Here is a 12029-nt window from a genome sequence, read left to right as displayed (position 1 = left end):
AACATCGAGCGGGGCGGCGGGCTAGGGGAATTCCGGAAATTCTTGGGTGATCTCGAGAACGCATATCTGTCCGTCTATCTCCTGCCGACACAGCGGGAACTGCGCCACCTTGAGCGGCGGTTGCCCTTTCCTCTCGAATATCTCGGCTTCGACTTCGTCGCCATGCGCCACAATGAAATGGCCTTCGCGGACCCATCCTGGATTCATCCGAAGGATCACCTTGAGATCACAAGGATCACGATCCAGTCGCCGGGGTGGATTGAACTGGTCGGCTCGTTGAATCCGCTTCAGCAAATCAGGGAATATCTGAAGGACCGTCACGAGCGGAGAAAGGACAGAGAATGGCGCTGGGAAACTGAGAAGCAGCGAGCGCTGGCCGAACTCGAAATCCTCCGAATACAGGCTGAGCGCGAACGGGTGGGGGCAATCAGCGAATTCAACGAGTTGTTGCGGCGCATGGATATCAGCCCGGAGCAGCGTCAGAAAATCCTGTGGGAGCGCGTCGGAGTGCCGTTAGCGCGGTTGGGGCATCACCAAGATACGGGGCTTCTCGGAAGCCAAAATGAGAATATCGATGGGAAACCGGAGTAGCGGGGTTGAGCTTAACGAGGATCGGAAATTGCTTGCTCCGGACTGCAATGGTGGGATTCGCCAACAGTTCACTCGACAACCGCTAGGAGCCGACAGGCTTTGAAGATGAAAAAAAGCCGGAAGCCTAGACCGACCAAAGCGGCTGCGATCCGCGCCCCGCTTTGCGCGGACTTTCTTATCATTGCTGCGCTGGAGGAAGAACGGGATGCGGTCCTGCGGGCTTTGGGGCGCCCGAAGAAGCTCGACAAGGAACCTGCCGATATCCACACTTACCACGCCGCGCGCGTGAAAAGCTCGCGCAGGGACGGCTCAACCTACGATGTTGTGGTTACGTGCCTCTTGAATATGGGGCCGGTCAGTGCCGCCGCTCAGGCGGCTTTGGTCGCGGGACGGTGGAAGCCAAAATATGTCCTGCTGGTCGGCATCGCTTGCGGCGTGCGCGGAGAAGTTGAACTTGGTGACGTTTTGATCGCTACGCAGGTGGCGGATTATACTTTGGGCAAACGCCAAAACGGTGAGCGGGAAATCCGTTGGAATGTCTCTCCATGTGCCGCCTCCCTGCTTGATTGCGCCATAAATATCTCGGCGGCGTGGGGTCGGGGTATATCGACCAGCCGACCGGGCGACGGTGTGCCGACGCCCCGCAAGGGCGTCGTAGCCTCTGGGGGTGATGTGGTCTCCGACGACGAGGTCGTCGCAGACTACAATAAGTATTGGCCCAAGCTCGTAGGGATTGAAATGGAGGCGGGTGGCGTGGCGCAAGCCTTGCACCAGGCGCCCGAGCGTCCCGATTTTTTGATGGTCAAGAGCGTGTCGGATTTTGGGTCCGATAAGCACGATCCCGACGTTCTGCCTTGGCGTCCATATGCTTGCGATGTCGCAGCAGCGTTCGCCCGCGCGGTGATTGAGAGCGGACCCTTTGCAAAGGTCCCGACAGACCCCCGTCAAGAGAAACGCGAGGAGGAGGTCCGCGAGGCCGAACGGCGCTGGAGCTATCTTCAGGATCAGGAGGTGCTCGGCGTGGATGTCCTGTTCATCCTCAAGAGCCCGGTGGGTCGGGAATGGCTGGAGCGAGTGTTAGAGAACACAAGGATCTCGTTTTCGAGGGATGGCCCCTCATACAAGCTCGCCATCACCCTAAAGCTCGCGCCGGCTCCGAACACCAAGGAATTCTCATATCGCTGGGAGCAGCCGCTTTGCGCTTTTTGGGAGGTATATGAGGCGGACCCTTCGATATGGGTTCGGCGAGTGTGGCCAGAACCCCGTAAGTTCACGCGCGTCTCTGGGTTTGAAGCGCAGATACCCTGGTCGGCGTTCAAGCTCGATTTCGTGAAGCTCAGGGAATTGGCCCAATGCGACCACGTGGGAATGGGGATACCGCCTGAAGCGTTTTCCGCGGGTGTGAAAGAATTCAGGGTCCGCTTTCACGGCGATCAGTTCACATTCTCGCTCGACCTCTCGGATCATGGCCTTGAGTTCCTGCACGAGATGGCGAGCACGCATCATCGGGTTGCGGACGGCAAACCTCAGGCACGCCTGAGTCTAGGCACGGGCTTCAGCGGCATCCAGTTGCTAGAGATGTTCAGGAAGCAGCTCTTTCCAGAGTTTCACGAGACGGAGCGCAAGAAGCAGGGCGTCTTCGGCGGTATCGGTGGAGTGGGCGGTCGATCAATCAGCTTCTACCCGGCGATGCCGCCCGGGTTCATGAAAAGCGCGGAGGCAGACGAATATACCGTCAGGATCAAAGTTCCGGACACGAAGGGCATTGCCGCGCGCATAACAGAATTGGAAGCTGCTGTGGAGTCGAACACAGCGGACGCTGATACCTATGGCGAGCTCGCCGCTCGTTACTCAAACGATGGACGACTGCTAGACGCGATCAGATGTCTCGAGCAGGCCATCGTCCACGGTTGCGACACCCCCGATATCCACGGGCTGCTTGGCGAGTCGCTCTACCACCTGGGCAGGATCGAGGAGGCGTTCAACCATTATTCCATCGCGGCTGGACTCGAGCCGGAAAGCGCCAACGCCCAATGCGGCCTCGGAATGTGCAAGAGCGCGTTGGGGAACAACGCCGAGGCATTCGAGCATTTCGAAGTTGCTGCACGCCTAGCCCCCTCGCAGCACAGTCATCAGGCAAACTATGGCATGGCTTTGGCGCAACAGGAAAGATATCAAGAGGCAATCCCTGTGTACGAGCATGCACTCAAGCTTGCTCCCCACGACAGCAACAGCTTACTTTTTTTAGCCATCCTCTATGATTGCGAAGGGGACTTCGAGAGCGCCAAATCGAGACTCGAAGAAGCCATTCGCATAGGGCCGAACGACGCGGAAGCGCGTGAACACCTCGGCCGAATCCTGGCGAAAGCCGGCAATCACGAGGAAGCGCTGCCCCTCTTGCGGCACGCCATAGAGATCGAGCCAACCAAGCATCGGTACGAACTGCTTGGAGGCTCGCTGGAAGCGCTGCAGGAATGGGAGAAGGGTGAGGCTGCATTCCGAGACGCGCTAGCTCTGGAGCCCGATGATCCCCAGTCTCTCCTTGGCTTGGGCGTAATGATCGCCAACCAGCAAAGACATGCCGAAGCGATCCCTTACATCGAAGCGGCGCTCAAGTCCGATCCCTGCCATGCCGAGGGAATAAAGCTCCTAGCGCAAGTCCGCGAGGCGGCCGTACGCCACGGCCAGCTTTAGCGGCGAGGCGAATTTCAGAACCATGATGGGAGGACCCCAGTGACACACATTCGCATTTTGCATCGAGACCCAAACGGAGCGATTTTCGACGGCGGCGAAGATTTTGCGCCGGAGCACTTCGCCGGCCAAGTGCCAATGATTGGCGACATGATCGTCAATCCGGGCGTGCTCCAGGGCCAAGATCGCCAACTACCTCAGAATCGGCAAATTTGGAAAGTCGTTGGACGCGTGTTCAACCCGAGGGACAACGAGGATTATGTGTCGCTGATTGTCGAGAGCCGCGACGGCAATTTAGCGGACGAGGCCTTTCTCTAAAGCCCTATGTTCGGAGCAAGGGCAGGTAGCGGTACTGGACAACCAAGCCGATTTGTTATGCTAGATTGGGCTTTCTCCAGCTTGCAGTTTCGTAAGCCGCACTCCCCCACGTTCATCATGCGGAGAGAGGAGGCTTGGGAAGCCATCAAATCCGCGCCGTCGCGGTGGTACGTCTATACGATGTGGCGCTTCGATCGGGGTTCGCCGGTCCCGTTTTACGTGGGAAAGGGTCGCGGTTATCGCGCGATGCATCACGAGCTTCCGTCCAAGGGCGGCCGCAATCCCCACAAACAGCGGATCATTGATCGACATATGGCGCAAGGAATGTGGATCGGATACTCGCTCTCTTTCTACGTCTCTGAGCGGTCTGCTTTCCGAGCGGAGCGCCGCCTGATTGCGTCGTTCGGCCGCAGACGGTCGGGCACGGGCGTACTTGCAAATCTAACTGACGGTGGCGAGGGAACAGCCGGACACATCGGCTTGCGTGGCAATACGAACCCTCGCGCAAGGGCGATTGTCGCCGATGGCGAGCCCTTTACTTATGTCGGAGCTGCGGCGCGGAGGCTCGGCGTAGATACGACAGTCATTATCCACCGCATCAGGAATGGCTGGCCTGGCTATTATTATCAGGACGAAGGCCAGAGGCCGCAGAAAGCAGGGATCACTCAGCGTTATCGAAAGGAAATCTCGGTCCTAGGGACAGTTTACCCGTCCCTGAGTGAGGCTGCTCAAGCCACGGGGATGGGCTTTCGCATGATAGCAGCCAGAGTGACGCGGGGTTGGGAGGGCTACCTTTATGTCGCAGACGGGCCTCGCCCCCGTCGAGAAAAGGGAAGGCGCAGCGATAATGTAGCTGTCATCGTCAGGGGCGAGCGCTTCCCCAGCATTGCGATCGCTGCGGCTGCTACAGGTGAGAGCGTCGCGAAAATCGGCAAGCGGTGCGGCAGCTCCAATTTTCCCGATTACCTCTTCGAGGATCCGACGAGGCTGAAGGAGGAGAAGACAAAGCCGCCGGTCGAACCCGTGCCAGTGATGATCTCGGGGCGCCGATACGACAGTCTTGGCGAGGCGGGGCGGCAGCACGGTCTAACTGAAGGCGGAGTCGCATACCGATGCGCAAGTGGCGCTTTCCCGGATTGGTCCTTTGTCGATGCGACCAGGAATGCCGCCGAAGCCTTCGAGCCTCAATTTTCGTCAAACCCAAAGACCGTATGGATCAATGGAGTGGATTACCCGAGCCAATCCGCCGCCGCCCGTTCTGAAGGAATCGACATCAATACGCTCAAAAAGCGGTGTGTGAGCACGTCTTTCCCCGGCTACGTATCGGCCGATCCACAACTACAGAAGCGCCTACCGAAAGACGGCCGGCCGGGCCTGCTTCAAGTGATGATCGAGGGAGTCACTTATCGATCTGTGAGCGCGGCGGCTCGAAGCCTTGGGCTTCAACGGATCGAAGTTAGGCGGCGGTGCGGGAGCGCCGATTGGCCGAGATGGAATCTGGAATCAACCGCATCCCAGGAGCCATAATGCTCAATTCTTTTCCGAAGCCGGCTCGCTTGGCGAAGAAATGGAGATGGGACGTACAATTATTCGGCGAGCCGAGCCGCCAGCCCGGAGAAGCCGAGATACCCGAGCACCGCCAGAACGAGCAGGGGGCCGAGCAACTTCATCACCCCTGCAAATACGGAGCTGGCCGCCTTTCCGGACAGCGCGTTCGCAATATCCGTAATGTCCCTGTGCGTTTTCACCCCAGTGAAGCCGCCGTCCATCTGCTTGTACTTCACGAGGCGCAGCCACCGCACTCGCAGTCGCTGGCGAAGCGTAGGGCGTGTGTCGAGGCTACCGACCATCTCGTATGCCACTAAATCGCGCAAGTCGCGCGCAAGCCGGTCCCTCAGCCGAGCGGCTGAGATACGGCCTATCCGCAGAAAAATCAGCTTCTCGTGGACCCTTCCGAGGTCTGACTGAGGCGGATACAGCGCCACCATACAGTGGCCCGTGGGGCCAGCGGAATAGACAAGGGAAGCGCCGTTCTCGGACGCAGGCTTGCCCTCAAGCGTAAACCTTCTCATTGGCCGGTGTCCGAACGAGAACTGCAGCGTCTCCTTCACCTCGTCGAAGGCGTGGAAACCGGTATAGGCCTCGAGTTCGGCGAAGCCACCGATCCGCGCGCAGATCGCGGGAGCTTCGCGCTTAGCGATCACCTTGAACGCCCGCATCTCGTGTTCGTAGTCCTTGAAGGCACGCCATCCGGGGTAGAACGGGTTTTGCAGGCGTGGACCCGGAGCGGCGTGGAGGGCCTCGCGGGCCGTGATTGATTCGTCCCGATCCTCGCTCACTTCACTCGTCCCCGCTAGACCCATGTGCAGAAGGTGGTGGCGCGGACCGCGAGCACAACCCGCGCATCTCTAAACGGATTAGGCAGCTAACAGCACCTTCTCGCATGGTACCAGAAAACCGGCCCAAGCTGCCATTAGCCGCCGTCGGCGTTCGAAGAAGTTGGTTCGACGGTAGGCCGCCTCAACGCGGTCCACGAGCTTATGCGCGAGCGCCTTGTCCACGACCTCTTTCGGGAACTCTGTTAGTTCAGCCGCCCAGTCCGTGAAGCTGCTGCGGAAGCCATGGACCGTGATCTTCGGTAGCCCGAGGTCGCGCAGGACCTTTGTCATAGTCATATCGCTGAGTGGCTTCTTCCCGAAGGTTGAAAAGACGAGGCCTTCGTCCGAAGTCCTTAACGACCACCGTCGCCGAAGGATCACCACGGCTTCGGCTGACAGCGGGACGACATGTGGTTGGCGCATTTTCATGCGAGACGCAGGGATTGACCAAATCGCTGCGTCCAAATCGAACTCAGGCCAAGTCGCGAGGCGCGTTTCGCCCGAACGGACTGCGTTGTAGATCGTGAAGAGCAGAGCGTCCCGGCCGGCTGTGTCGGGCAACGCCGCGAGGCGCAGCACCAGCCCCGGAACGTCCGCGTAGGGCATCGCTACGAAGTGGTTTTCCTCGACAGGCTGGCGCGGGAGCCCCTTTGAGACGGAGCGGAGCGAAGCTTCGTGAGGGAACCACCCCATGATGTGCGAGTATTCCAGCACCGTTCGGACACGCTGCAGGATGCGCCGGGCGGTCTCGGGGATCGCAAGCCAGATCGGCGCCAGCGCGTCCCGCACCATCGCGCTCGAAACTTGGTCCACTTGCGCTTTGCCGATGTGCGGGAAGATGTGGTTATCGAGAGAGGCCAGCCAAGAGGCGCAATGGTGCTTGTTGCGCCACCCGCCCTTGATCGCCTCGTGGCAGGCGCGCGCGGCTTCGGCGAAGGACGGGATTACAGCCCTCGCGGGGCGGTCCTTTTGCGCGACACCCTCACCGCTCTTGAGCGAGACGAGCAGTTCAGCGGCTTTCGTTCGCGCTTCAGCGAGCTTCACGACCGTAGCCGATCCCAGCCCGAAATCCTGCCGCTTGCCGTCCACCTGTGCACGCAGGACCCATGAACGCGACCCGCTGGGCCGAACCATTAAATAGAGCCCTTTGCCGTCCGCATGGCGACCCGGCTTCGCGTGTTTGACCTCAAGAGGTGTAAGCATTTTCGTCTCCTCTCGTCCCTCATCCGGTCCCACACTAGCCCGTGGCTCTAGTGGGATTTCGAGGGGCAGTCCGAGACGAACCGATTGCCGAAAATGGAAGAGAAGCAAATACTTAGGGACGTCTCGGGTTGCCCTGAGACACCAAGATTATAGACCTCGGCTCCACCATTTCGAAGGCTTCGCATCCACGACTCCGTCTCGGGGCTCGACCGGATCATCTACTACAATCTCGCCAGCGGCGCGCTTTGCTTCGACGCCGACGGCAATGGTGGCGGCGCAGTGCGCGGTGCTATCCGGAGCGCCCGCCCTCGCGGCGAGCGACTTCGTCGCAATCTGATAAGACGGCCGCGGCGGCAGCAAGGAAACGGGCCGTGCCGCTCGGATGGGGTATCTCATTGGCTGCGTTCCCGCGGCCGTCGCCGGGTCAACCCCCGGAATCGAACGCCAGAGCCCTTCATGCGTTAGGGTGCGCAGGAGGAAGAACATGCCAAGCAAGCATCCGCCGCCGGGCGAGCAGCCGGTCAAGCTGCCGGACGACCTCGAGGAGAATCCCGGCATCGGTCAGTCCAAGGGACTATTCGGCCGCACCAGCCAAAAGGATCTCGACCTCGTCGAGGGCGAGAGCACGATTGAGGGCGACGTCGAAAACGCCGCGCCGGTCGAAAAGGATTCCGCAGCGGACGATCTCGGCCGCACCAACGACTGACCGGACGAGTTCGCCGGGCGGCTGAACCGCTCAGCCGCCGACGCCGAAGGTGTAGAAGAGGCCGAGGCCGCCGGAGAGCTGGCTGCGCGAGCCGAAGGTCCGCACGATCGGCGAATCGGCGGCGTCGCCGATCAGCCGGTCGTAGCCCGCATAGCCGTAAATGCCCCAGTTGCGGCCGAGCATGTGGGTGAGGCCGGCGCTGACGCCGACCGAATGGAAGCCGCCCCCCGGATCGTAGACCGGCAGGCCCGTCGCCAGCGAAACCGCGGGCGTCACGCCGAAATAGGCGTCGTGATAATTGCCGTCGGCGATGCGCGCGCGCGGGCCGATGGTGAAGACGTAAGTGTTGCCGTCGGTGGCCACGAAATCCAGCGCGACGTCGCCGTTCCAGCCTTCATGGCCGCCGATGCCGCGGCGGCCTTCGACCCGGATTCGAAAGCTCCGGCCCAGATAGACCTGGGCGAAGCCGCCCGCCTCGACCGTGAAGCCGACCTCGCCGACGGGCGCGCCGACATCGGCCTCCTCGCGCTTGCTCTGGAAGCGAACCGCCGGGCCGAAATCGAAGGCGCTGTCATGGCCGAGCAGGCCGAAACCCCAGCCATCATCCGGCGCTCCGATGCGGAGTGGCGCGCCCTCGCGGCGGAGCCCGCCGATCACCAACGGCGCGAGGCCGACCTCGTCCGAGCCCGGATATTTGGGGACGAACTGGGCGCCGCCGCCGACGGTGACGATCCAGCCCCGGTCGCCGTCGCCGTCCTGCGCGGCGGCGGGCGTGGCGAGGAGGGCGAAAGCGGCGGCGCCAATCAGGGCGGCCGGGCGGAAAGGGGCTGTGTTTCTCATCTTCGCCAGAACGGCTCTCCCCGAAGTTCGTTGCGGACGCTTCACAAAAAAAGCTGCATCTATTCAAACTCAAGGATCACGGCGTCGACCGCGAGGCTGTCGCCGGGCCAGGCCGTTACCGCCTTCACGATGCCCGCTTTCTCGGCGCGCAGGATATTCTCCATCTTCATCGCCTCGACCACGGCGAGCGGCTGGCCCGCCTCGACCTCGGCGCCTTCTTCGACATGGAGCGCGGTGAGCAGGCCGGGCATCGGGCAGATCAGATATTTGCTGAGGTCGGGCGGGGCCTTCTCGATCATGTGGCGGGAGAGCGCGGCGACATGGGCCGGATAGACGGTGATCTCGTGGCGACGCCCCCGCGTTCCGAGTAGCCAGCCGCCGCGTCGCTTCGTTACGTTGATCGTTAGCGTCAGATCGCCTGCCGTCGCGGTCGCCACGCGGTCGCCAGGCTCCCAGGTGAGCTCGCCCTCGATCCGCTCGTCGCCCACCATCGCATGGCCTTCGCCGAGGGTAACGTGCAAATCTCGGCCGTCGATCCGTACTGTCCAGTCGCAAGGGACGAGAATCGGATCGCCGAGTTGGCCGGACACCATCCGCGCTCGTGCGGCTTCGCTGAATGACATGCCGGCCGCCACCGCCGCCAGCCCCTTCAGGAGCGCCTCGCTCGCCGGGGCGCCGGCGAAGCCTTCCGGATATTCCTCGGCGATGAAGCCGGTGGTGAGCTCGCCTGAACGGAAGCGTGGGTGCTGCATCAGGGCGGAGAGGAAATCGACATTGGGGCCGATCCCGTCGATGCGGAAGGCATCGAGCGCCTCGATCTGGCGGTCGATCGCCGCCTCGCGGGTCGCGCCGTAGGTGACCAGCTTGGCGATCATCGGATCGTAGAATATCGAGACCTCGCCGCCCTCGGCGACGCCGTCGTCGACGCGCACGCCTTCCTTCGCGCGCGGCGGCCGGTAGTGGACGAGGCGGCCGGTGGAGGGCAGGAAGCCGCGATAGGGGTCCTCGGCATAGACCCGGGTCTCAACCGCCCAACCGAGCATCGCCACCGCGCTCTGCCCGAAGCCGAGCCGCTCGCCCGCGGCGACGCGGATCATCTGCTCGACGAGGTCGACGCCGGCGACCTGCTCGGTTACCGGATGCTCGACCTGGAGCCGGGTGTTCATCTCGAGGAAGTAGAAGCCGCGATCGGCGCCGGCGATGAACTCGACCGTGCCCGCCGAATGATAGCCGACCGCCCGGGCGAGCGCGACGGCCTGCTCGCCCATCGCCTTGCGCATTTCGGGCGTGACGAAGGGAGAGGGGGCCTCCTCGACGACTTTCTGGTGGCGGCGCTGGATCGAGCATTCGCGCTCGCCGAGATAGACCATGTTGCCGAAGCGGTCGCCGAGCAGCTGGATCTCGATGTGGCGCGGACTCTCGATGAACTTCTCGATGAAGACGCGGTCGTCGCCGAAGCTGGCGAGGCCCTCGCGCTTCGTCGCCTCGAAGCCCTCGCGCACGTCCGTCTCGGTCCAGGCGAGCCGCATGCCCTTGCCGCCGCCGCCGGCCGAGGCCTTCATCATCACCGGATAGCCGATCTCCGAGGCGATCCGGATGGCCTCGTCGGTGTCCGCGATCTCGCCGAGATAACCGGGAACGACGCTGACCCCCGCCTCCCTGGCGAGCTTCTTCGATTCGATCTTGTCGCCCATCGCGGCGATGGCTTGCGCAGGCGGGCCGATGAAGACGATCCCGGCTTCCTCGAGCGCCCGGGCGAAGCCCTCGCGCTCGGAGAGGAAGCCATAGCCGGGATGCACCGCCTCGGCTCCGGTCGCCTTGCAGGCGTCGACGATCAACTCAGCCTTGAGGTAGGATTCCGAGGCCGGCGGCGGGCCGAGCCGGACGCTCTCGTCCGCCATCCGAACATGCGGCGCCCGCGCGTCGGCATCCGAATAGACCGCGACCGTCGCGATCCCCATCCTGCGCGCCGTGCGGATCACGCGGCACGCAATCTCGCCCCGGTTCGCGATCAGGATTTTCTTGAACATGCGGCCTATTGATCGAGGATCAGGGCGCGGAGCTGGGCGGTCCGCGCCTCGGTGATACGGGCGCGGCAGCCGTTGTAGAGCAGCGGCTCGGCGCTGCCGCCGCGCATCGCGTAGCTGTCCACCGTGCAATGGGCGTCGCGGAAGGCGATCCAGGCACGCTGCGCCTCGCGCAGGCGGCTCTCGCCACTCGGGCGGCCGTCGTCCATATCCTCATCCTGGCCGCGCACGTAGGCGAGGACCCGTGGCCACGTTTCGTTGAGCGCGCGGTCGGCCTGCTCGAAATCGCGCGCGGCGCACCCGTTCATGTCCTGCTGGGTCTGCGGATCGCGGCAGTCCAGCGGCGGCTCCTGCGCCGACACCAGCAGGCTGAGAAGTACGATGATCATTCGGCTGCCTCCCTCGATAGCTCCTTCGCCGCCGTCGGCTTCAGGCCAAGTCTGGCGAAGAGGGCGGCGTCGGCATCCGTGCCGGCATTGCCGGTGGTGAGCAGCCTGTCGCCGGTGAAGATGCTGTTCGCGCCGGCGAGGAAGCAGAGCGCCTGGGTGCTCTCGCTCATGCTCTCGCGCCCGGCGGACAGGCGGACCATCGAACGCGGCATCGCAATGCGCGCCACCGCGACGGTGCGGACGAACTCGATCTCGTCGATCCTCGCGAGTGGCGTATCGGCGAGCATATCGCCCAAGACGGTGCCTTTGATCGGCACGAGGGCATTGATCGGCACGCTCTCGGGATGGGCCGGGAGCGTGGCGAGGGCGTGAAGGAAGCCGATCCGGTCCGCGCGGCTCTCGCCCATGCCAAGGATGCCGCCGCAGCACACCGCCATGCCGGAGGCGCGGACCGCCTCCAGCGTGTCCAGCCGCTCCTGCCAGGTCCGCGTGTGGATGATCTCGCCATAATATTCGGGCGAGGTATCGAGATTGTGGTTGTAATAATCGAGACCCGCTTCGGCGAGGCGGTCGGCCTGTTCCCGGGTCAGCATGCCCAGCGTCATGCAGGTCTCCAGCCCCATCTCCTTCACCCCCGCTACCATAGCGCACAGGGCGTCCATGTCGCGGTCCTTGGGCTCTCGCCAGGCGGCGCCCATGCAGAAGCGGCCCGATCCGGCCGCCCTGGCGTCCGCGGCGGCGGCGAGGACCACATCGACGTCCATCAGCTTCTCGGCCTTGAGCCCCGTCTTCGCGTGGGCGGATTGCGAGCAATAGCCGCAATCCTCCGGGCAGCCGCCGGTCTTGATGCTGAGCAGGGTCGAGAGCTGCACCTCGTTCGGCGCGT

The 12029-nt window shown here is 62.9% G+C and carries 11 protein-coding genes; 5 read left to right on the top strand and 6 right to left on the bottom strand.

Going from position 1 to position 12029, the window contains the following annotated elements; all coding sequences use genetic code 11:
- The 4 genes from ACT4N8_RS12885 to ACT4N8_RS12870 form a co-directional block, all read left to right on the top strand.
- Nucleotides 1-591: hypothetical protein (locus ACT4N8_RS12885; RefSeq protein ID WP_444858524.1), on the top strand; the 591-nt coding region annotated here is incomplete at its 5' end.
- A 105-nt stretch (nucleotides 592-696) separates the two neighbouring features.
- Nucleotides 697-3285, top strand: coding sequence for a tetratricopeptide repeat protein (locus ACT4N8_RS12880; protein WP_444858525.1), 2589 nt, complete (start codon nucleotides 697-699; stop codon nucleotides 3283-3285).
- Between the two features lie 39 nt (nucleotides 3286-3324).
- The gene (locus ACT4N8_RS12875; protein ID WP_444858523.1) at nucleotides 3325-3600 is read left to right on the top strand and encodes a hypothetical protein; all 276 of its coding nucleotides are present in this window, start codon (nucleotides 3325-3327) and stop codon (nucleotides 3598-3600) included.
- A gap of 81 nt (nucleotides 3601-3681) precedes the next feature.
- Nucleotides 3682-5127: a hypothetical protein gene (locus ACT4N8_RS12870; protein ID WP_444858522.1), complete on the top strand. Its 1446-nt coding sequence runs from the start codon at nucleotides 3682-3684 to the stop codon at nucleotides 5125-5127.
- 59 nt (nucleotides 5128-5186) lie between these two features.
- Here the strand turns inward: ACT4N8_RS12870 and ACT4N8_RS12865 are convergent, their stop codons facing one another.
- Nucleotides 5187-5939: a hypothetical protein gene (locus tag ACT4N8_RS12865; protein WP_444858521.1), complete on the bottom strand. Its 753-nt coding sequence runs from the start codon at nucleotides 5937-5939 to the stop codon at nucleotides 5187-5189.
- Between the two features lie 78 nt (nucleotides 5940-6017).
- Nucleotides 6018-7181, bottom strand: a complete 1164-nt coding sequence (locus ACT4N8_RS12860; RefSeq protein WP_444858520.1) for a tyrosine-type recombinase/integrase — start codon at nucleotides 7179-7181, stop codon at nucleotides 6018-6020.
- A 484-nt stretch (nucleotides 7182-7665) separates the two neighbouring features.
- Here ACT4N8_RS12860 and ACT4N8_RS12855 point away from each other — a divergent pair, with 484 nt between their 5' ends.
- The gene (locus ACT4N8_RS12855) at nucleotides 7666-7887 is read left to right on the top strand and encodes a hypothetical protein (RefSeq protein ID WP_444858519.1); all 222 of its coding nucleotides are present in this window, start codon (nucleotides 7666-7668) and stop codon (nucleotides 7885-7887) included.
- 30 nt (nucleotides 7888-7917) lie between these two features.
- On the opposite strand, the gene ACT4N8_RS12850 is transcribed toward ACT4N8_RS12855, so the two are convergent.
- The 4 genes from ACT4N8_RS12850 to bioB all read right to left on the bottom strand — a co-directional run.
- On the bottom strand, nucleotides 7918-8727 hold the full coding sequence (locus ACT4N8_RS12850) for a MipA/OmpV family protein (protein ID WP_444858518.1): 810 nt from the start codon (nucleotides 8725-8727) through the stop codon (nucleotides 7918-7920).
- A gap of 59 nt (nucleotides 8728-8786) precedes the next feature.
- Nucleotides 8787-10757, bottom strand: coding sequence for an acetyl-CoA carboxylase biotin carboxylase subunit (locus tag ACT4N8_RS12845; RefSeq protein ID WP_444858517.1), 1971 nt, complete (start codon nucleotides 10755-10757; stop codon nucleotides 8787-8789).
- Nucleotides 10758-10762: 5 nt separating this feature from the next.
- Entirely contained in the window at nucleotides 10763-11143 is a 381-nt protein-coding gene (locus ACT4N8_RS12840) for a lysozyme inhibitor LprI family protein (RefSeq protein ID WP_444858516.1), read from the bottom strand.
- Nucleotides 11140-12029, bottom strand: an 890-nt coding sequence (gene bioB / locus ACT4N8_RS12835; RefSeq protein ID WP_444858515.1) for a biotin synthase BioB, incomplete at its 5' end; no start/stop codon positions are given. The genes bioB and ACT4N8_RS12840, both read right to left, overlap by 4 nt.

The organism is Sphingosinicella sp., assembly GCF_052387495.1.
Taxonomy (GTDB): domain Bacteria; phylum Pseudomonadota; class Alphaproteobacteria; order Sphingomonadales; family Sphingomonadaceae; genus Allosphingosinicella.
The sequence above is the reverse complement of the archived record's forward strand: the minus strand, read 5'-3'. Positions and strand labels throughout refer to the sequence as shown.